This window comes from Paraburkholderia yinzeri, from assembly GCF_046581065.1.
Classification (GTDB): Bacteria; Pseudomonadota; Gammaproteobacteria; order Burkholderiales; family Burkholderiaceae; genus Paraburkholderia.
On record NZ_JBFOCJ010000002.1, the window covers coordinates 785790 to 808758 of the forward strand.

General features: G+C 69.2%; 7 protein-coding genes. 1 reads left to right on the forward strand and 6 read right to left on the reverse strand.

What is annotated here, in order from left to right:
* Window positions 1–13 precede the first annotated feature (13 nt).
* The 6 genes from WJ542_RS20650 to WJ542_RS20675 all read right to left on the reverse strand — a co-directional run bounded on the left by WJ542_RS20650 (window position 14) and on the right by WJ542_RS20675 (window position 22176).
* Entirely contained in the window at window positions 14–6835 is a 6822-nt protein-coding gene (locus WJ542_RS20650) for an amino acid adenylation domain-containing protein (protein ID WP_411191311.1), read from the reverse strand.
* Window positions 6832–18204 (reverse strand): amino acid adenylation domain-containing protein, encoded by an 11373-nt coding sequence (locus tag WJ542_RS20655; RefSeq protein WP_411191312.1) that lies wholly within the window; start codon window positions 18202–18204, stop codon window positions 6832–6834. Before WJ542_RS20655 ends, WJ542_RS20650 begins: the two co-directional genes overlap by 4 nt.
* A gap of 197 nt (window positions 18205–18401) precedes the next feature.
* On the reverse strand, window positions 18402–19844 hold the full coding sequence (locus WJ542_RS20660) for a cupin domain-containing protein (protein ID WP_411191313.1): 1443 nt from the start codon (window positions 19842–19844) through the stop codon (window positions 18402–18404).
* Window positions 19845–19945: 101 nt separating this feature from the next.
* Complete coding sequence (locus tag WJ542_RS20665; protein WP_411191314.1) at window positions 19946–20716, reverse strand: thioesterase II family protein; 771 nt, start codon at window positions 20714–20716, stop codon at window positions 19946–19948.
* Between the two features lies 1 nt (window position 20717).
* The gene (locus WJ542_RS20670) at window positions 20718–20972 is read right to left on the reverse strand and encodes an MbtH family protein (RefSeq protein ID WP_411191315.1); all 255 of its coding nucleotides are present in this window, start codon (window positions 20970–20972) and stop codon (window positions 20718–20720) included.
* Between the two features lie 469 nt (window positions 20973–21441).
* Complete coding sequence (locus tag WJ542_RS20675) at window positions 21442–22176, reverse strand: 4'-phosphopantetheinyl transferase family protein (protein ID WP_411191316.1); 735 nt, start codon at window positions 22174–22176, stop codon at window positions 21442–21444.
* 134 nt (window positions 22177–22310) lie between these two features.
* On the opposite strand from WJ542_RS20675, the gene WJ542_RS20680 reads away from it, so the two are divergent.
* Entirely contained in the window at window positions 22311–22958 is a 648-nt protein-coding gene (locus WJ542_RS20680) for a nitroreductase family protein (RefSeq protein WP_411191317.1), read from the forward strand.
* Window positions 22959–22969: the final 11 nt, after the last annotated feature.

A 22969-nucleotide genomic window follows, 5' to 3' on the forward strand; every position in this document is an offset into this window, starting at 1 on the left:
GAAAGACTCTCGTTCATTGCAGAAGGGCCGCGTCGGCAGCGCCGGCGGTCCGGGGCAGATCGAGCGGTGCGTGCGGAGCTGCGATCGCCGCATCGAGCAGCGCGCGCCACGCGCCGAACCAGCGCTCGATCGTCGCGGCGTCGAACAGTGCGCTCGCATAGACCCATTCGACTTCGTAGCCCGCATCCGCCGCTTCGACGAACAGCGCCATGTCGAATTTCGATTGCGTCGTGCGCGCGCGCATCAGTTCGATAGCGAGTCCCGGCACGCCGGTGTTCTCGCGCGGCAGGTCGCGCTGCACAAACAGCAGTTGCAGCAGCGGATTCACATCGCGCCGGCGCTTGACCGCGAGCGCATCGACGATACGGTCGAACGGCAACGCACGATGGTCAAGCGCGTCCCATGCGGCCGCTTTCGCGGCGTCGAGCCAGGCGTCGAAGCTCGCGAGGTTGGCGCGGTCCGGCGCGACACGCGAGCGCAACGGTATGACGTTGACGAAGAAGCCGATCAGCGCTTCGAATTCGCTGCGGTCGCGACCCGCCACGTCGGTGCCGATCAGGAGGTCGGGCTGGCCGGTCAGGCGGTGCAGAAAGAGCTGGAAGCTCGCGAGCAGTACGGCGAACGGCGTCATGCCATGCGCCTGCGCGAGCGCGCACACGCGCTTGCCGATCGCGGCGGACAGCGTGAAGTGCAGCGCCTCCCCGGCGTGCGATGCCTGCGCGGGGCGCGGACGGTCGGCGGGCAGCGCGAGGACGTGCGGCGCACCGGCCAGATAGCCGCGCCAGAACGCCTGCAGCGCGCGCATGGCGGCCGGCGCGAGCTGCGCGCGCTGCCACACGGCGTAATCGGCGTACTGAACAGGGAGCGGGAGCCGATCCGGCGTTGCGCCGTCGCGGCGCGCGCGATAGCCGGCGCATAGCTCGTCCAGCAGGATGCGCACCGACGTGCCATCCGCGACGATGTGATGCACCGCGACGATCAGCACGTGATGCTGCGCGTCGAAGCGCAGCAGCGACGCGCGCAGGAGCGGCGCGGCGGCCAGATCGAACGGCGTGCGCGCGGCTTCGTCGAGCGCACACGCGACCGTGCGGGCGCGCTCAGGCGCGGAGAGCGCCCCGGGGTGCCCTCCGGCCGAAGAGGTGCAATCGATCACGGGCATCGGCACGTCCAACCGCTCCGCGATCGTCATCACCGGATCGCCGTCGTGGTCGCTCGCAAACGAGGCACGCAGCACTTCGTGGCGCACGATCACGGCGGCGAGGCTGGCCTGCAGCAGGCCGGCGTCGAGCGGACCGCGCAGGTCGAGTCCCGCAGCCATGTTGTACGACACGAGCCCCTTGCCGGCGAGTTGATCGACCACCCAGATACGCTGCTGCATCAGCGACAGGGGGAGGCCCGCACGCCGCTCGACGGCGGGTAGCGCCGCGGCAGACTCACGCACCCCGATCGCCTCGATCGCTTCGACCGGCGGACACCCGGCGCGCAGTGCGTCGATGCGCGCGGCAAGCGCCTGCAGGGTCGGCGTGGCGAAGATGTCGCGCAGCGGCAGCTCGACGGCCCACGCCGAGCGCACGCGCGAGACGAGGCGCATCGCCGCGAGCGAGTGACCTCCGAGCGCGAAGAAACCGTCGTCGCGCGCGATTGTTGGCGCTTTCGCGGGCAGTTCCAGCAGCGCGGCCCAGATGTGCGCGAGTGCGATCTCGGTCGCGCCTTGCGGCGCGGCGCGCTTCGCATCGTGGCAGGCGTCGCGCGGCACCGCGGCGCGGCTCGCGAGGCCTGCCAGCGCCTCGCGGTCGAGCTTGCCGTTGCGGTTCAGCGGCAGCGCATCGATCACGCGCAGCACCGCCGGGACCATGTAGTCGGGCAGCACGGCCGCGAGCTGCTGCTTGAGCAGCGCGGCCTCGGGCGCGCGGCCGTGCGCGGGCGTCGCGAATGCGGCGAGGCGCGCGGGCGGCACCACGATCACGGCGGCGTCGCGCACGCCCTCAAGCGCGCGCAAGCGCGCCGCGATTTCGCCCGGTTCCACGCGATACCCGCGAATCTTGACCTGATCGTCGATACGGCCCAGATACTCCACCGTGCCGTCGGCAAGACGCCGCCCGCGGTCGCCACTGCGATAGAGCCGCGCGCCCGGCGTGAACGGATCGGGCACGAAACGCTCGGCCGTCAGGCCCGGACGGTTCAGATAGCCGCACGCCACGCCCGCGCCGCCCAGATAAAGCTCGCCGGTTTCGCCCGCTCCGACCGGGTTCATGTGCTCGTCGAGCACCCACACGTCGCAGTTGTCGAGCGGCCGGCCGAGCGGCAGGGTCGCCGCTTCGCGGCTGGCGCGCGCCGCCGCTTGCGTGAGGATGCCGACGGTCGTCTCCGTCGGACCATAGTGGTTGACGACGCGGCAGTCCGGCCGCAGGGCCTCGATCGTGTCTAGCAGCGGCCACGACGACGCCTCGCCGCCGAGCACGAGCGTGTGCGCGGGCAACACGTCGGCGGCATGCTCCGCCTGCAGCAAGGCCTGCAAATGGCCCGGCACGATCTTCAGGACATCGATACGATGCGTCGCCATATAGCGCGCGAAGCGGTCGGCGTCGAGCGTCGTGTCGCGATCCACGAGATGAAGCGCGCCGCCAATCGCGAGCGTGCCGAACAGCACCGTGTGGCCAAGATCCGCAGCCACGGTCGAAACCATCGCGGAACGCGCGCCAGGCGGCAACGCGAGGCGTGCCAGCACCGCGTCGACATAGTTGGCGAGCGCCGCGTGCGAGATCACGACGCCCTTGGGGGTGCCGCTCGAACCGGACGTGTAGATCACATACGCGGCTGCCCGCAGATCGACGGCGGGCAGGCCGGCAAGCGCCGCGCGGCCCGTGTGCGTCTGCGCATGGCGCTGTGCTTCGTCGATGGACGCGTGCTGTGTGCCCCCGAGGTCCAGCCCTGCCACGGAGCCCTCGTGCAGCACGAAGCGCGCTCCGCAGTCCCGCAGCGTCTGCGCGAGCCGTTGCGGCGGATTACCCGCGTCGAGCGCCACGTAGGCACCGCCCGCCTTGAGCGCGCCGAGCATCGCAATGACGAAGGCCGCCGAACGATGCGCGACGACCGCCACCGGCTCGCCCGCCTCCAGACCGCGATCGTGCAGCCAGCGCGCGACGCGCGCTGCGCGCGCTTCGAGCTCGCCGTAGCTGAGGCTGAGCGCGCCGTCGATCACGGCGGGCGCGTCGGGTTGCGCTGCGGCGTGACGCGCGATGCGCACATGCACCGGCTCGCCTGCCACGGTGCGGGCACCGCGGCTGTGCACTTCCGCCTGGGCCCTTGCCTCGCCGCCGAGCAGATCGAGATCGGCGAGCGTCGCGGTGCTCGCCGCTGCGTCGCTGGAAAGCGCCGCGACCAGCGCCTCGACGGCACGCAAATACTGCGCCGCCATACGCTCGACGCTCGCCGCGCGAAAACGCGCACGCGCGTAGGTGAAATAGCCGCACATCCGGCCGTCACGCGTCTCGCGCACGTCGAGCGCAAGCGGCACCTTGACGTGCGCCTCGGCGATCTCGTAGCGCGACGCCCGCAGTCCGGGCCAGCGTTCGAGCGCCGGGTAGTCGTCGCTCAGATAATTGAAGGTGGTTTCGAAGAGGGGCCCGTGCTGCGCGTCGCGCGACGGATGCAGATGCTCGACCAGCACGTCGAACGGCAGCGCCTGATGTGCCTGGCCGTCGAGCGTCCGGCGCCGCAACTGCGCGAACAGACCGCCGGGCGTGAGCGCAGCTTCGCAGTCGCTGTGCAGCACGATCGTGTTGACGAAGAAACCGACCACGCCATGCGTCTCGGGCCGCTGCCGGTTGGCGACCGGCACGCCGGTGCGGATCGTGCCCTGCCCCGTCACGCGGAACAGCCACGCGTGATACGCGGCGAGCAGCACGACGAACGGCGTCGCGCGGTGGCGGCTCGCCACCGCGCGAACCGCCTGCGAGAGCGGCGCAGGCAGCGCGAACGAGACGCGGGCCGCATCGCGTGCATCGTCGCCCGGAGTCGCCGCTCGATCGTAGGGCAAGGCCAGCGGCAGCGCATGGGCAGCCAGTGCGCCACGCCAGTAATCGAGATCGCGCGCGGCCTGTGCGCTTTTCAGCCAGCGGCGCTGCCACGCGGCGTAATCCGCGTAAGTGACCGGGGGCGCCGCGAGCCGTGCCGGTGCGCCCTGCAGCGCGGCGCGATAGCCTTCGACAAGCTCCTCGACGAAGATCTGCATCGACCAGCCGTCGGTCGCGACGTGATGTAGCGCGAACATGAGCAGATGCGCGTCGTCGCCATAACGTGCGAGCCCGACGCGCAAGAGCGGTCCGCGCAGCAGGTCGAACGGTTCGGCGGCGAAGCGCTGCGCACAGGCTGCGAGCGCGCGCTCAATGGCGGCGCCCCCTTCGCCCGTATCGCCCGCACCGCCAGGGCCGGCCGATGTGCGCAGATCGAAGTCGCCCCACGCCAGCGGCGCCGGCACCGCAACGCGTGGCGCGTACATCAGCGCATCGTCGGGCGCCTCGGCAAAATACGTGCGCAACGCGGCATGACGCTCGCTCAGTTGATCGAAGCTGCGCCGCAACGCGTCGATGTCGAGCACACCGTGCAGACGGATGGCCGCCGCGACGTGATATGCGCGGCTCTCGGGATCGAGCCGCCATGCGAACAACTGCCGCTGCTGCGCATGCGAGACGAGCGCCTCTCCGGTGGCTTCAATAGGCGCGTCCTGCCCGATATCGGCGTTCAAGGATGCGGGCTGCGCGAGTTGCGCGGCGAGCGCCTCGGCCATCTCGCCGAGTGTCGGCGTTTCGAATACCAGAGCGATTTCGCAGCGCCGTCCGTAGCATTCGCCGATCCGCGCCACTAGCCGCGCGGCGCTCAACGAACTGCCGCCGCACGCGAAAAAGTGCGAGTCGGGCGTCAGCGCAATGTCGTCGCCCAGCACTTCGCGCCACAGCGCGCCCAGTTCTCGCTCCCGCTTCGGGAGCGCGGCATCCTCGCGCAAAGCACGCTCTGCCGAAACCTCGCCTGGGCCGATCAGGAAAGCACCCTCTTCCCACAGCGCGTACTGATCCAGCGAGCGCTGCTGCCAGCCCTCGCGCGTCGCGGCACGCTGCAGCTTGCCGCTCGACGTCTTCGGCAACGCGCCGGGCTGGAGCAGCACGATCACGGCGGGCGTCTCCCCGCACGCGTCGAACGCCGTGCGGCACAACGCATCGACGATCGCGTCCGGCGCGAAACGTTTCCTCATGCGCGGCGCGATCTCGAGCGCGAGCGCCAGGCCCTCGCCGCTCTCCCGCTGCGCGCCGAACGCAATGACGCGCCCCTTGCGCGCAAATTCGCACTGCGCCTCGACGGGCTGCTCGACATCCTGCGGATACAGATTGCGCCCGCGCACGATGATCAGATCCTTCGCCCGCCCCGCAATATAGAGCTGCCCGTCGTGCACGAACCCCAGGTCGCCGGTGCGCAGCCAACGCGTCGCGCCGCCGTCTTCGAGCTCGTGGCGAAATGCCTGCGCGCTCGCATCGGCACGCTGCCAGTAGCCGTGCGCAACACTCGGGCCGCCAACGTGGATCTCGCCGATCCGGCCGTCGCCGAGGGTCTCCCCGCTGGACGGCTCGACAATGGCCACGCGATGCGCGGCCTGTACGGCACCGCAGCCGACGAGCACGGTGGCCGCCTCGCGCTCGCCCGCCACGAGGGCGTGCCCCGCCGAGAGCGAGGCGCTGCTGAAGGCGTGCGAGACGAGTCCCGCGCCGCGCACGCTGCCGGTCACGAACAGCGTGGCTTCCGCGAGGCCGTAGCACGGATAGAGCGCGGCGGCATCGAAGCCTGCCGGAGCGAAACGCGCGACGAACATGTCCAGCGTATCGCGCCGCACTGGCTCGGAGCCCGAGAACGCGAGCCGCCAGCTCGACAGATCGAGCCGCGCCCGCGCTTCGTCGCCGACACGCTCGACGCACAGGCGATAGGCGAAGTCCGGCGCGCCTGAAATCGTCCCGCGATGGCGCGCAATGGCATCGAGCCAGCGCAGCGGACGCTCGAGAAAGTACTGCGGCGACATCAGCACGAGCGGAATGCCGCTGAAGACCGGCTGCAACAGACTGCCGATCAGGCCCATGTCGTGATAGAGCGGCAGCCAGCTCACGAAGACGTCGTCGTCGCGCACACCGAGGCCGGCCTTGATCGCGATTTCGTTTGCGAGCAGATTGCCGTGGCTGACCATCACGCCCTTGGGCGTGCCGGTGGAGCCCGAGGTGTACTGCAGAAAAGCGACATCGTCCGCGCGCACCGGATGTAGCGGGCAAACGGTGTCGCTCGCACCCGCGATATTCGTTGCCCGCGCATCTTCTTGGCGGGCGGCGGCAAGCGTATCGACGGCCACGGCCGCCGAGCCGGGTGCGAGCGCCGCGTATTCGCCGGCATAGCGTTCGTGCAGCGGCGCGGTCGTCAGCACGTAGCGCACGCCCGCGTCGTGAGCGATGCCGGAAAGACGTGCGAGATGCTGCTCGCGTTTCGACTCGGGTGGATAGACCGGCACCGCAACGACGCCCGCATACAGGCAGCCAAAAAACGCGCTCACGTAGTCGACGCCGCTGTCCATCAACAACAGCGCGCGTTCGCCCGCGGCACGGTCGCGGGCGAACCGCGCGGCGAGCAGGCTCGCGCGGCGGTCGAGCTCGGCGTAGTCGTAACGCGTCTCGCCGCTCGCGTCGATCGTGATCAGTGCGGTGCCGGAAGGCCGCCGCGATGCGAGCGAACGCAGTCGCGCGGCCAGGCCGGTTTCACTCATCGCGCCCGACCCCCGGTTGTCGCGTTGTCGCGCATTCATCGCAGTGCCTCCTTTCGTGCATTCCGTGCGTCGAGCGCGGCGCTCGCTTCGATTTCGCGTGCGAGCGCGTCGAACAGGTCACGGTGCCGCACGATGTGCTTGTGGTCCGCGTCGATCGCCTCGCCCTGCCGGATACGGCCGCTTACGCGCGCCTGCCATGACCCGGCCGCCGCATGCGCCGGACGATGGGGGCGTTGCTGCGCCCACCAGAGCTTGAGATCGACGGGTGCCGGCGCGCGCTCGGCGCCCCGCACGATATGGCCAAGGTGGCGCTGGAACAGCAGGGCCCGGCCGAGCAGCGCCCGTGTGTCGGCGTCGGAGAGGCCATCCGGCAGCACCCATTGCCTGCCCGTATCGCCGAGCAGCGCCTGCATCTCGGCGTCGGTCGCCCGGTAAGTTCGCGCGACGTCGTGGCCGATGAAGGCGTCGCTGCGAGCTTCGTCGGCCGCCTCGGGCACGTACGCATCGATCAGGCCGACGAACGCCACTTCGGCGCCGTCGTGCGCAAGCGCACGCGCCACTTCGACGGCGATCATCCCGCCCACGGACCAGCCGATCAGCCGGTACGGGCCGTGCGGCTGCACGCTACGGATGCGCGCCGCGTAGTCGGCGGCAAGCTGCGCGAGATCGCCGGGCCACCAGGACTCCGTATAGAACGGCGCCTGCACGCCGTACACGCTTGCCACGCCTTCGAGCGCCGCGGCAAGCGGCCGGTAGTCGGACACGAGCCCCGACGCGGCGTGCAGCGCGAACACGCGTGGCAGATCGCTGCGCACCGTCATCGCCACGATGTTCGAGGCGCTCACGGCGGCCGGTTGCGCCTGCGACTCCAGATGAGCCGCCAGCGCGCGAATCGTCGCGTGCTGGAACAGCGCTTCGAGCGTGAGCGCGGGCAGGCCTAGCTCCCTCGCCCGCGCGAGCACCTTCAGCGCCAGCAGCGAATGTCCGCCCGCTTCGAAGAAGTTGTCGGTCACGCCGAATTCGCCGTGCGGCAGCACCGCTTGCCAGATGCCGAGCAGTTCGGCTTCGAGGGGCGTTTGCGGCACCGCTTTCCGCGCGGCGTCACGTGCCCCGGACGCCTCGGGCACGGGCAGCGCGGCGCGGTCGAGCTTGCCGTTGTGCATCAGCGGCAGGCGGTCGAGCCGCACGAGCGCGGCCGGCACCATATAGCCCGGCAGGCGGCTTTCGAGCGCGCGGCGCAGCGCGCGCTCGTCGGCATTGCCGACCACGTAGCCCACCAGCCGCTTCGCGTCGCCCTCGCCATGCAGCGCCGCCACGCTCCCCTCGACGCCGGGCGCTTCGCGCAGCACGGCTTCGATCTCGCCGAGCTCGATGCGAAAGCCGCGCAGCTTGACCTGCTGATCGAATCGTCCCCGGAAGTCGATGCTGCCATCGGCGCGGCGGCGGCACAGATCGCCGCTGCGATAGAGGCGCGCGCCCGGCACCCGCGGATCGGGAATGAAGCTCGCGGCCGTGAGCCCCGGCCGCCGCAGATAGCCGCGCGCGAGCGTGAGCCCGCCGATGCACAGCTCGCCGAGCGCACCCGGAGGCAGTTCGTTGCCGTCGCGGTCCATCACGTAGACGCAGCGCGAACCATAGGGCTCGCCGATCGACACGATGGTCTGCGCGCAATCGGCCGCGCGCGTCTCGCGATACATGCACGCGACCGTCGTCTCCGTCGGCCCGTAGAGGTTGTCGAGGCGGATGTGCGCGAGCGGGCCGGCGCGCCATTGCGCGAGCGCGCCGCCGGGCAGCCCCTCGCCGCCCACGGTGATCTGGCGCAGCGACGCGAGGTCCGCCGCGGCCGGGGGCGTGCGCAGCCATTGCTGCCAGTAGGCGGTGGGGATACGCGCGAACGTGACCTTTTGCTCGATCAGATGACGGCTCGTGGTCTCCACGTCCCACAACTGCGCGCCGCGCATTTCGACCCGGCCGCCCTGGATCAGCGCGGGCAGCATCTCGTGCAGCGCGACGTCGAAGTTGATCGTCGACGATTGCAACTGGGTGTCGTTCGCGCCGATGCCATAGGCCGCGATGAAATCGTCGAGGTGGCGGCAGAGCGCCTGCTGGCTCACGGCAACGCCCTTCGGCCGCCCCGCCGACCCCGACGTGTAGATCACATACGCGAGCTGCTCCGGATGGATCGATGCGTGCACCTCGGGTGCCGCGTCTCCCGGTGCACCGCGCAGGGTTGCGATGTCGAACGTGTTGCGGCCAGCGAAAAGCGGTGCGCACGACGCGAGCGTTTGCGTATCGGCAAGCACGCAGCCCGGCTCGGCTTCATCCATCATGGCGCGCAGGCGCTCGGCCGGATAGGCGGGATCGAGCGGCACGAAGGCCGCCCCCGAACGCAGCACGCCAACGAGTGCCGCGACGAGTCCCGGCCCGCGCGTGAGGGACAGGCCGACGCGACTCTCCGCGCCCGCGCCGCATGCCTGCAAGGCGCGCGCGATATGCGCCGACCACGCGTCGAGCTCGCCGTAGTTCAGGCTGACGCCTTCGCAATGGAGTGCATTCACGTGCGGCGTGCGGCGCGCCTGGGCGGCGATGCGCTCGCCCACCGGCGCGAAAGGATGCCTGCACAACGGATCTGCGCCACGCATGGCAAGCACGGGCGCGAGCTGCAGCGCGGCCAGCGGCGTGTGCTCGCCACGGACCATCTGTTCGAGCACCGAAACGTATTCGCCAAGCATGCGCCCGATCGTGGCGGCGTCGAAGACATCGCGCGCATAGGCCAGCGAAAGCGCCGTGCCGGACGCCTCCTCGCGCGCCGAAAGCACGAGATCGAAGCGTGCCGTTCCCGTAGACGTTTCGACGCGCGACGCCCGCAGGCCCGGCAGCCGCAGGCCCTCGCCCGCCGTGCCGTGGTCGTAGTTGAACATCACGCTGAAGAGCGGCGTTTGCGTGAGGCTGCGATCGGGGCTCAGTGCATCGACCACGCGCGCGAACGGCACGTGCTGATGCGCCTGGGCTTCGCGCAGCCGCCCGCCCACGTGCGCGACGAGCGCGGCGACATCGGGAAGGCCATCCAGTTCGCTGCGCACGACCAGCGTGTTGACGAAGAAGCCGATCATGCGCTGCGTTTCGAGCCGGTCGCGGCCCGTTGCCGGCATCCCCACGCGAATATCGTACTGGCCGCTGTAGCGCGCGAGCAGCACGTTGAAGGCCGCCAGCAGCACCGTCACGCTCGTCGTGTCATGGCTGCGCGCGAACGCGCGCACAGCTTCGACGGTGGACGAGCCGAGCGTCACGCCCGACCGCGCTCCCGCCGGGCTGCGCGTGGCGCCCGGGCGGCGGTCGAAGGGCAGTTCGAGCCCACCCTGACCGCCTGCAAGACGCATGCGCCAGAAGTCGAGATCGGCATGGGCACGCGCGGTTTGTGCGTCCGCTTGCTGCCACAGCGCGTAATCGGCGTACTGGAGCGGCAGCGGCGCCGCATCGGCGGCGCCACCCTCGCACAGTGCCGCATAAGCGCGCGAGAATTCCTCCAGCACGAGCTGGTTCGACCAGGCGTCCGAGACAATGTGATGCGTGACGACGTGCAGCACGTGATCCTCGTCGCCAAGGCGCAGGAGTGTCACGCGCAGGAGCGGTCCGGTTTCGAGATCGAACGGCGCGCGCGAGATCGCCTGGAGCGTGTCGGCAACGCGTTGCGCCTGCCCGGCGCGCGGCACGTCTTCGAAATCGAGCACGGAAAGCGATGGCGCGGGCGCATCGAAGCGCTGCATCGCGGTGCCATCGATCTCGACGAAACGCGTGCGCAGGCTCTCGTGCCGGGCCACCAGCGCCGCAAGCGCGCCGCGCAGCGCGGCACGGTCGAGCGCGCCTTCCAGCCGTACCGCACCCGGCAGGTTGTATGCCGCGCTCTGCGGATGCAGGCGCGAGAAGAACCACAGACGCTCCTGCTCGGGCGAAAGCGGCACCGTGTTCATGCCCGCCGGGCGCGCGGAGATGGGGCTGGCCAACTGTGCGGCAAGGCCGCTACCGTCCTTCGCTTCGATCCGCTCGACAAGGACGCGCGCAAGATCGGCAAGCACCGGCGCAGCAAAGACGAGCCGCACCGGCACCTCGACGCGAAGCGCCTCGCGCAACGCGGCCGTCATGCGCAGCGCCAGCAGCGACTGCCCGCCCAGCTCGAAGAAGTGATCGTGGCGCCCCACCCGCCCGAGGCGCAGCAACGGCTGCCAGACCCCGGCAACGAGCGTCTCCATTTCGCCTTGCGGCGGCGCCCACCGGCTGTGCGCCGCGGCGGGTGCGGGCAGCGCGTGCCGGTCCACCTTGCCGTTCGGATTCAGCGGCAGGCGTTCGAGCACGACCACCGCCGCGGGCACCATGTAGTCCGGCAGCGCGCGGGCCAGCCGCTCGCGCAGCGTGTCGCCGAAAGTCCCGGCATCGATATCGAGCCCGTCGCGCGGCACGGCATACGCGACGAGGCACGCTCCCAGCGCCCCATCCCGCGCAACGACCATGGCCTCGCGCACGTCCTCGTGTGCCAGCAGTTGCGCTTCGATTTCGCCGGGCTCGATACGAAAGCCGCGGATCTTCACCTGATGATCGACCCGGCCAAGATATTCGAGTCGACCGTCGCTGCGCCACTTCGCCAGATCGCCCGTGCGATACAGGCGCGCGCCGCCGGCCTCGAACGGATTGGCGACGAACTGGGCCGCCGTGAGATCGCAGCGGCCCAGATAGCCGCGTGCGAGTCCCACGCCGCCGATATAGAGCTCGCCCGCCACGTTCGCCGGCGCGAGATCGAGATTCGCGTCGAGCACGTAGAGCTGCGTGCCCGCGATCGGGCCGCCGAGCACCGGCGCCGCGTCGGTTACGCGGCCCGCCGCCGACCAGATCGTCGTTTCGGTGGGACCATAGAGATTCCAGAGTTCGACGCCGAGGCCGAGCAGATCCCGCGCGAGATCGGCCTGCAACGCCTCGCCGCCGCATAGCGCCTTAAAGCGCCGCGGCGCGCCCGACGGCCAGCCGCCCGCGCGCAGCAGGCGCCAGCCCGCGGGCGTCGATTGCAGCGCGGTCGCGCCCGAGCTCTCGACGAGCCGCGCAAGCGCCGCACCGTCGCGCACCGTCTGGCGCGGCGCAATCACCACGCGCGCACCCACCGTCAGCGGCAGGTAGAGTTCGAGCGCGGCGATATCGAATGACAAGGACGTCACGGCCAGCAGCACGTCGTCGGCCGCGAGACCTGGCGCCTCTTGCATGGCGAGCATGAAATGGCCCAGCGCGTGATGCGTCACCATCACGCCCTTCGGTTTGCCCGTCGATCCCGAGGTGTAGATCACGTAGGCGAGCTGTTCGCCGCTCACCTCGACTAGCGGACGATGCTCGGATTCGCCGTTCAGATCGAGGCTGTCGAGTTCCAGCAGCGGTACCGGCGTTGGCAGGCCGGAAACATCCTGCGCGGGATGGCGGTGCGTGATGACGAGGCGCACGCCGCTGTCGGCGGCCATATAGGCGCGCCGCGCCGACGGTATCGCCGGATCGAGCGGCACATAGGCGCCGCCCGACTTCATCACGGCGAGCAACGCGATCAGTGTATCCAGCGAGCGCTCCATGCCGATGCCCACTCTCACATCGGGCCCAACGCCGAGCTTCATGAGCCGGTGCGCGAGCCGGTTGGCGCGCGCGTCGAGTTCGCGATAGGTCAATGTCTCTTCGCCGAACTGCGCCGCGAGCGCATACGGCGTAGCCGCGGCCTGGCGCTCGATGAGCCGGTGCACCGGCGCCGCCTGCGCGTAGCGCCGCGGATTGCGGCCCCACGCGAGGAGCCGCTCGCGCCCGGATGCGTCCAGCAGCGCGAGGTTGCGCGCGTGGCGATCCTGCACGATCTGTCGCAACACGTCGACGTAGCTGTCGAAGAGACGAACAGCCGTCTCGCGCTCGAAAATATCGGTGGCGTAAGTGAGCGAGAGCTTGAGCCCGTCCTGCTCCGCCGTCACGTCGAGCGACAGGTCGACCTGAGCCGCCGACGCGGTGCCCGCGAGCGTGCGCACGGCAATGCCTGGCAGTGCAAACGGATCCGTACCCGCTTCGCCATAGTTGAACATCGCCTGGAACAACGGCGTATGCGCAACGCTGCGCTGCGGCTGCAGCCGCTCGACCAGCGTCGCGAACGGTACGTCCGCATGAGCGTGCGCGCCCACCATGCGTTCGCGCACTTCGTCCAGCAACGCGCTGAAGGGCGCGCTGCGCGCCGTCGTCATGCGGATCACGAGCGTATTGACGAAGAAGCCGAGCAGCGACTCCGTTTCGAGCCGGTCGCGGCCCGCCACGGGCACGCCGACGCGCACGTCCTGCTGGCCGCTGTAGCCTTGCAGCAGCGTGCCGAACGCCGCCAGCAGCGTCATGAAACGCGTCGCGCCCTGCTCGCGCGCGTGCGCATCGAGCGACTGCACAAGAGAGGCATCGAGCGTTCGGCGCAGCGTGGCGCCCGCGCTGCTGCGGGCACCCTGGCGCGGCCGGTCGGCCGGCAGGGCGAGCAGCGGCTGCTCGTCGCCGAGCTCGCATTCCCAGTACGCCAATTGCGCTTCGAGCGCCTGCGGATCGCGTTGCGCGCGCTGCCAGAGCGCGTAGTCGCCGTACTGGATCGGCAGCGGCGGCAGCGCGGGCGCGTTGCCGCGCAGCGCGGCCTCGTAGCCCTGCGCGAACTCGCGCAGCAAGATCGCCTGCGACCACGCATCGGAGACGATGTGCGGCATCGCGAAGTGCAGCACGGTTTCGTTTGGCGCCTCGGGATACGTCAGCAGCGCGATACGCAGCATCGGGCCGCGCTCGAGGTCGAACGGCAGACGCGTGAGTGTCTTGAGGCGCGCGTCGAGTTCGTCCGCGCCGCCCAGGTCCTCTTCGCGCCAGTCGTACGAGCCCGCGGCGTCCACCACCTGCCACGGCTGGCCGTCCGCTTCCACGAAACGCGTGCGCAGCGTCTCGTGACGCGCGACGAGCGCGTCGAGCGCACGCCGCACGGCCGCGCGGTCGAGAGCGCCGCTCAGGCCCACGGCGCCCGAGATCGTGTACGCGGCACTTTCGGGTTCGAGTTTCCAGAGAAACCACAGGCGCTCTTGCCCGTCGGTGAGCGGAATGCGCACGCCGGGTTGACGCGGCGCGATGACATCGGCCTCGTGCGGAGCCTCAGCGTCGAGCTCGGCCGCCAGATCGGCGAGCACCGGATTGAGGAACAGCGTGCGCAGCGTCACCTCGCGTCCCAGCGTCTGGCGCACGCGCGAAGCCACACGCATCAGCAGCAGCGAATGGCCGCCCACGTCGAAGAAGTTGTCGGTCACGCCCAGGTCGTCGCGCCCGAGCACCGCCTGCCAGATCTCCAGCAGCGACGCTTCGAGCACGGTGCGCGGCGCGGTGCGGCGGCGCGCGGCATCGTTGCCGGGGGCAGGCAACGCCGCGCGATCCAGCTTGCCGTTCTGCATCGTCGGCAGCCGGTCGAGCCACACCAGTGCCGCCGGCACCATGTAGCCCGGCAAGCGGCTTTGCAGCAGACGGCGCACAGCCATGTCGTCGGCGTCGCCCACCACGTAGCCCACCAGCCGCTGCGCCTCGCCTTCGCCGTGCAAGGCGGCCGCGGCCGCTTCCACGCCGGGCGCTTCGCGCAGCACGGCCTCGATTTCGCCGAGTTCGATCCGATGCCCGCGCAGCTTGACCTGCTGATCGAGGCGACCGAGAAAGTCCATGCTGCCGTCGAGCCGCCGGCGGCACAGATCTCCCGTGCGGTACAGGCGGCTGCCGGCCGGGCCGTGCGGGTCCGGAACGAAGCGCTCCGCGGTGAGCGCCGCGCGGCCCAGATAGCCGCGCGCCAGCGTATGCCCGCCCACGCATAGCTCGCCGATCGCGCCCGCCGGCGCTTCGTTCCCGTCCGCGTCGCACACGCACACCGTGCGCGACGGGTACGGGCCGCCGATCGAGACAATCGCCTGTTCCGCGTCCTCGTCGCACGTTTCGCGGTACATGCAGGCGATCGTGGTCTCGGTCGGGCCATAGAGATTGTCGAGCCGGATATGACCGAGCGGGCCGCAGCGCCAGCGGCGCAGCGCGTCGCCGGGCAACCCCTCGCCGCCCACCGTGATCTGCCGTAGCGCCGCGAGCGATGCGGCGGGGGGCGGCTCGCGCAGCCATTGCTGCCAGTAGGCGGTGGGAATGCGCGCAAACGTGACCTTCTCTTCGATCAGATGGCGGCTCGTAGTTTCCGGGTCCCATAGCTGCGGCCCGCGCATTTCGACCTGGCCGCCCATCAGCAGCGCGGGCAGCAACTCGTGCAGCGCGACGTCGAAATTGATCGTGGAGGATTGCAGTTGCCTGTCGTCCGCGCCGATCCCGTACGTGCCGATGAAATCGTCCAGATGCCGGGCCAGCGTGCCGTGTGTGATGGCCACGCCCTTCGGACGCCCCGTCGAGCCCGACGTGTAGATCACGTAGGCCAGTTGTTCCGGGTGAATCTCAATCGGCAATTCGTGCGCTTCGTGCGCTTCGTCTGTTTCGCTGCCCGCGGAACCGTGGGCAGCGTCGGCCGCGTGCGCGAGCGCCGCGACGTCGATCGGCTCGCGCCCCTGCAGCAAGGCGCCGAGCCGTTGCACGCCCGTGCTGTCGGCCAGCACGCAGGCAATGCCCGCGTCGTCGAGCATCGACTCGAGACGCTCGAGCGGATAAGCGGGATCGAGCGGCACGAACGCCGCGCCCGATTTCAGCACGCCGAGCACGCCCGCCGCAAGCGCCGCCGAGCGCTCGATGCACAGGCCGATGCGCTGGTCAGCCTGCACGCCGAGCCGCCGCAGCCGCGCAGCAATACGGTCGCTCCAGCGCGCAAGCTCGCCGTAGGTCAACCGATCGCCTTCGCAATGCAGGGCCGGCGCGTGCGGCTGCGTAGCGGCACGGCGGTCGAAGCGCGCGCCCACCGCGTCGAAGGCGGCGAGCCGCCGCTCCGCCCGTTCGGCCCGCGGTTCTTCCAGCGCGATGCGCTCAAGCGGCGCTCGGGCGACGCTACCCGCCTGCGCGAGGATGGCGGCGAAATGGTCGAGCATGCGCCCGACGATCGCCGCGTCGAACAGGTCGGCCGCGTAGTTGAACGACAGCCGCACGGTGTCGTCGCGTTCGACCACATTAAGCACGAGATCGAAGCGAGCGGTCGGGAGGTCGGTCGAGAGTTCGGTCACGCGCAGACCCGCGACATCGAGCTCGACGCGCTGCGCTCGTGTGTGATTGAACATCACCTGGAAAAGTGGCGTTTGCCCGGCGCTGCGCTCGGGCTGCAGCGCCTCGACGAGCTGCGCGAACGGCAAGCCGTCGTGACGATGCGCGTCGAGCACACAGCCATGCAAACGCTCGAGCAGCGCGCCGAAGGTCGGCACGCCGGCCAGGTCGGCGCGGATCACGAGCGTGTTGACGAAAAAGCCGATCAGCCGCTCCGTCTCCAGACGATTGCGGCCCGATACCGGCACGCCGATGCGCAAGTCTTTCTGGCCCGTGTAGCGCGCGAGCAGCACCGCGTAAGCGCCCAGCAGCAGCGTGGAGAACGTGGTGCGATGCTCCGCCGCAAGCTGTTTGAGCGCGCGCGTCTGCTGCGCATCGAGTTCGATGCTCACGCGCGCGCCCGGCACGTTGCGAATGCCGCCGCGCCTTTTCGTGGCCGGCAGATCGAGCGCGGCGGGCGCATCGCCAAGCTGCTGCTTCCAGTACTGCAGATCGGCTTCGCGTTCGCCGTCGTCGGCCCATTCCTGCTGCCACGCGGCGAAGTCGCCGTACTGCACCGGCAACGGCGCGGCCGCCGGCGAGCGACCGGCGCACAGCTCGCCGTAGGCCGCGACGAATTCGTCGAGCAGCAGCTTCACCGAGCCGTGATCCGCGATGATGTGATGCAGCGCGACGTGCAGCACGTACGACGCGGGCGGATGTGCGGGTGGATAGTCGGCCCCGGACGCCTCGCGCAGCAGCGCGACGCGCAGGAGCGGTCCGCGCACGAGATCGAACGGCGCGAGCGAGAGCGCCTGCAGGCGCTGTTCGAGCGCGCCACGCGTATCGCCCGACTCGGTCGCGCGCTCCCCATGCGCCGTGCCCAGGTCGATTTCCGACCACGTGTAGCTGACGCCGCCGACGACTTGCGCCACCTGGCCGTCGCTTTCATCGAAGCGCGTGCGCAACACCTCGTGGCGCGCCACCACATGATCGAGCGCCGCACGCAGGCATTCGATGTCGAGCGCGCCCGCCAGCCGCAGCGCACCCGCGACGTTGTAGCCCGCATCGTCCGGGTTCAGTTGCCAGAGAAACCACAAACGCTCCTGCGCGGGCGAGAGCGGAAAACGCTGCGCGCGGCCTTCGGGCGGCACGATTGGCACGATCGGCAGTTGCCGGCCAGACAGGCCGCGCTCGCGCAGGCGCGCGCGGAAGGTCGTGCGCTTCTCCGCCGGCAGACCGGCATAGGTGAGCGCGACCGTGGCGAGATCGGTTTGCGTCTGCGCGCCATGCGGCGACGGCAAGCCGGGCTGCGTTTCGGTTTCCGGTTGAGGCTCGCGCTGCGCCGCGAGCGGCCGGATGCCCGCTTCGCGCGCCTTGCGCTTCAGGAAAGGACAAACGTCGGCGGCACGCACATTGTGATCGTCGAGGAAGTACTGCTTCCACTCGAGATTGCCGGGGTCGCCATAAAAGCCGAGATCCGGATGCGCGGGCGTATCGTCCCACGTCTCCAGCCGCTTGCGGACCTGGTTGCGCGCCTCACGGCCGATCACCTTGTTGGTGATCGTATCGACGAAAACGCTGCGCGGCTGGAACAGCAGCACCATGCCGGGGCCGAGATTGCGGCTGTGGCGCAGCACGAACGAGGGGCACGCGCACACCACGAACATCTGCACGCCGGCGAAGGAGAACTCCCACGCTTCGTCCGAAGGCTCGGGCTGCTGGTCGGCGGCCGGGTCCGGGTCGACGTTGTGCAGTTGCTGCAGCGTTTGCCAGAAGAGCGCGTGATACGCGTCATGCGTGAGCGGTTCTGCGTCGGGCTCGAAGAACACCGCGATGTTGTTCTTGCGGTATTGCGGTAGCGTTGCGAGTTCCGCGAACGTCTGCATGGTCGCGGGCAGATCGCCGATGTCCTTGCCGTTGACGAACGAATAGAACATCTCGCCGCGCCGCTCGGCCATCGTGCCGAAGAAGCACGGATACGCCGGATGCATCACCTGCTCGCGCAAGGTCCCGTATGAAGCGTCGAGCCATGCCGGCGGCTGCGCTGCCGCGCCGCACCGGCGCCCGGCGATGATCCGGCTTTTCCAGTCGGCCGCACTAAAACCGCTCGTGGCCGGGTTCTCTTCGATCGGGGTGAGCGACGGCGTCGCGTCGTGCTGCGTCATTTCGTCATTCGGTCGCATCTTCGTTCCTCTGGTTGCGCCCTCAACCACAGGCAGGCTGTCCGCGCGCGGCGCCTCATGGCGGCGGCGCACGCTAGCCGCCCCGCGAGAAGGGCGCTTCATGAATTTTTTGTGGGGAACGTCCGCACCTGCTGGCGAGGTGTCTGGAGAACGGTGTGCGCGGCACCCGTTGGTATGGCGCTGCGTTGAGCGCTATGTCAGGCGGCGGCCCGCGTGGCGTCCGGCGCTTCGAGTTCGCGCAGGAAGACCTGTACCCAGTCGTCGGGAATGATGGGCTGGTGATACGTGCATTCGCCCGACACCACGGTCGAGCCGTGCAGCCGGCCGTCCGGAATCAGCACCCTGTCTCCCTCGAACATCTGGAGCTGCATGCCGAGATTGCCCCAGAACAGCATCTCGCCCTCCTGGATCGTGACGAGGCGATGGTCGTTGTGCACGTGCGTGGTCGAGCACATCTCGTGGGGCTCGACGAAGGTCTCGCGGTCGATGTCCGGGCACTCGGCGTCGATGCGCGTGCTGATACGCCGCGCGAACTCGCAGAAGCGCGGGATGGCCGAGAGCCATTTGAGCTGTTCGCCGAGATCCCAGCGCGCGCGCTCCGCGAGGCGATCGAACGCCGCGATGCCCTGCACGCACTGCGCGCGGCCGGCTTCGCCGTAGTGTTCTCCGATCGCCTGCAGCGCATGGCGCAGACGCGCGTCCAGATCCTGTCTGCGTGCCTGGCGGTCGTCCGCGCGACGATGCGGCGCGCGCAGATGCGCGCATGCGCGTTCGAGCGCTGCGACAAATGCGAGCCATTCCACCTCGGCCGCGAACGCGGCGCCCGCGAGCGCGAAAGCGCGATCCGGGCGGCGGGCCAGCGCGTACAGCAGGTTGGTTTTCGCCATGCTGGTGGGCAGATAGAACTGCCAGTAGGCGTGCTGCTGGCGCGTCACGCCGCAATGGTTCGCGACGCGGGCGAGCATTTCGTCATCCTGCCCATTGCCGCCGACCATGGGTCGCGCATCGGGCGGCAGGCCGTCGAACCGGCCGCCCGCCACGGCTCGCGCCACCGCGCTCCGCTGCGACGGTGCAAGCGCCCAGCGCTGGATCATGATGAAACGCAGACCCTCTTCGAGGTAGTCGTTGCGCAGCAGCCGCGCAAACGTTTCACCCCAGAACGCGCTTTCTTCGTCGAAGAGGCGTACGAGGCGCGCCGCAGCGGCATCTACGCCCTCCTCGTCCGCGGCAGGATCGCCGAGATACGAGAACGCATAGTCTTCGAGGAACGGTGCGATCTGCGCGCCGAGCGTGCGCGCGTCTTCGCGGTAGAAGCTGGCGAAGCGCTGCCAGTCGGCGGGAGCGGCGCTCTGCGGCATGCGCGCCACGTCCAGTTCGTAGATCGACAGCAGCGTGCGGTTCGAGGCCAGCGACGGCAGGCGGCTCACGTTGTCGCTGCGCACCGGCTTCATGAACTTCAGGAACTCGAAATCCTCGGGACGCAGCGGCCGGCGGTGGTAATCGCCGTCGAGCACGAGTTCGTCGACCGTTGCACTGCGAAACGCCGGCGCGGCCGCGAACTGCTTGATCAGCGAGACATACGCTTCGCTCTGTCCTGCGTAGGCCCCGAAATCGAATAAGGCGGGAGAACGGTACGTCATGCAGAAAGCTCCTTGTGCCGACGTTGCGGCAAATTCGAATCAATAGAGAGGAAACGGAGACAACATGCCGTCACGTCACTGGCGGCCGGATGCGGCCAGGCTCAACCGGCGGCGGCGAGCGCGGCCGGTTGCTGCGCGAAGGCAACGACGTCGCGCAAGGCACCTGCGATTTCACGAATCAACGGCGCACGTGCCGTTTCGACGAAAAAGTGGCCACCGTCCAGCATTTGCTCGCGAAACGCGCCGGTTGTTTCGTGGCGCCACGAAGAAAGATTTTCATGAAGTTCGGATAACGAATCTTCCCGGCCACCGAAGGCACAAACCGGACAGGCGAGCGGGCCCGATCGCGTACGCCAGCGGCGCACATAGGTGGCGCACAAGTGGAAATCCGCGCGCAGCACCGGCAAGGCAAGCTCAAGAAATTCCGCGTCGCCGAGCAGTTCTTCGGGCGTGCCGCCCAGGCGCCGCAGTTCCTCAACCATCTGCTCTGCGCCGCACTCGAGCCATTTCGTCTCGTAATCGCGCTCGAGCGGGGCGGCGCACGCGGCTACCCCTAGCCAGACGGGTTCGCGTCCGTCGCGTTCGCGCAGCGCGTGAGCCAGCTCCAGCGCGACCAGCGCGCCCATGCTGTGCCCGAAGATCGCGAAATCGCGCGCGGGCAACGGCCCGATCGCGTCGAGCAGCGCCGTGGCCAGCGCCGGCCAGTCGCTGCACGGCGCCATCGCCCGCAGGCGGCCGTGCCCCGGCAGATCGAGCGGAACGCAGTCGATCCACGACGGAAGCGCGTCGCGCCAGTCACGATAGATCGCCGCATTGCCGCCGGCGTAGGGCAGACAGAACAGCGTAACCGGCGCCTCGGCGAGGGCCCGCATGTCAGGCCTGCGCGCCGCCGGCGGCAGGCACGCCTGGCGTGCCCGATGCGTCGTACTGCGCCATCGCCTGGCGCAGGCTCAACGGACGCATGTCGGTCCAGACTGCCTCGATATGCGCCAGACACTCGTCCTTCGTGCCCGTCTTGCCGTCCGCGCGCCATCCCGCCGGCAGCGCCTTGTAGTCCGGCCAGATCGAATACTGTTCTTCGTGGTTCACCACCACGTGGTATTGGGTGTTTTCATCGCCCCAGCTCATTACTGCCCTCCTTCGCATGAATCGGTTAATCGAAGCGATCGCCGCGAGACTCGGCGCGCAGGGTTCCGTGTTGCATCCGCAGTAGCGACCATCTATAAATAAAAACGCAAATCATTCCCATTAACTTATTCAACGGTAGTAGCTCATTGCTCATGTGTCAACCTGTCAAGCCTGGAGACATACGCGGCGGACTGGCCTCATTCGCTCGATTCTGCCGCGTCATCAAAGACTTGAGCGCCAAGCTTCATCGCTGCGCGGGAAGCACGGAAAGGCCATTTAAGACTACCGCTATCAGGGGCTTTAAGGTTCCTGTCACAAATTGCCGCCCGCGCTACACCGCATTCAATCGCACTTGCATTGCAAAACGCATAATCGCCAGCCCATGATTGTCGATCAGGACTACATATCGCTGTTCCCGCACCGGGGCGCTCGGACAGGTCGCGCGATCGACGCTCGCCTGGCCCCGACGTCAAGGCCAGCGCGGCGCCCAAGCCACGCAGCCCTCGCTGCCCGCCAGTTCGTCAAGCCAGCAGAAGCGCAGCGTCCGCAGCCGCACCCCTGGTCCCGACGCGGCCAAGGTTTCCACGCGCGGCTCCCCCGTACCCTCACGCTGACACGGGTCGACCGAAAACGTCTGCAAGTCTTGTGCGATCCCTATGCCAAGCGTCTTGAGCAGCGCTTCTTTCGCCGTCCAGATGCGCACGAATACCTGGGCGCGCGCCGCTGGCGGCGCGCGCTCCAGCGCTTCGCACTCCGTAGCGGTGCAGGCGAGCGCACAGAGCGCGCGCCAGTCGGATACCCGCCCGTACTGTTCGACGTCGACACCCACCTCGCGCACGCCCGATATCGCAATCAACGCATGCGGCCCGCTATGCGAGACGTTGAACGACAGCATGCGCGTGCCGGGCGGCGCGCAGAGCACGGGCCTACCCTGCGGCGTGGCGTCAAAGCGCAGCGTAGCCGGCGGCACACCAAGGCGCTGCGCGAGCAGCGCGCGCAACGTCGACCGCGTGAGAACGAAGCGCACGCGATCTTCCTCGCGACGAAAACGCAGCACACGTGCGCGCTCCACATCGTCGAGATACGCCGCTTTGCCCGGCGCAAAGAACGCCCCCTCGACCAGCGCGGGTGCGCAGTCGACGCGCCACACCGCCACATCGTCGGGCCAGCGTCCCGCTGCTTCGATCTGCATTGCACTGAACAAGCGCGAGCCCCTCCTGGAAATGATCGCGCAGTGTACGGCATCTTCTCGTGCCCATCAAATGAATGAGAATCATTTGCAATTATAGAAATTTTTGGCGATCATATCCGTCCGCGTGTTCTTCGTCTTTCCTCTCCATGACCACTTCCCTCCTCGCGTCGCCTCCCGTCGGTACCGCCCCGGCGCTCACCGCGCAGGCGGACACCGCCCTCGCGCTGCTGCTCTCGCGCCAGTCGCATTGGCCGCTCACCGAACCGGGCCCGCGCGACGCCGAACTCGACCTGATCTTCGACGCCGCGATGCGCGCGCCCGATCACGGCAAGCTGCGGCCCTGGCGCTTCGTCATTGTGCGCGGCAAGGCGCGCGGCGCGCTCGGCGACGTGCTCGTCGACGTCGCCGCGGCACGTACGCCCGACGAGCCGCGCGAAACCCATGCGCATCGCCGCCGGCGGGCGTTTGCTGCGCCGCTCGTGATCGCGCTGGGTGTGTCGGTCTCGCATGAGGAAGGCATACCCGAAGTCGAGCAGGTGCTCGCGCTCGGCGCCGCGGCGATGAACATGCTCAACGCGATTCACGCGCTGGGCTACGGCGGCTTCTGGGCAACCGGGACCGACAGCTACGACGCGCGCCTGCACGACGCACTGGGTTTCGCCACGCACGAGCGCGTCCTGGGTTTCCTGTTCGTCGGCACGCCGCCACCGCGCACGAGCACGAAAGCGCGTCCGCCGGGCGCAGACTACGTGCGCGAATGGTTCGGCCCGGCCGGCCGCAGCGATTCGGCCTGACCCTGAGCGCA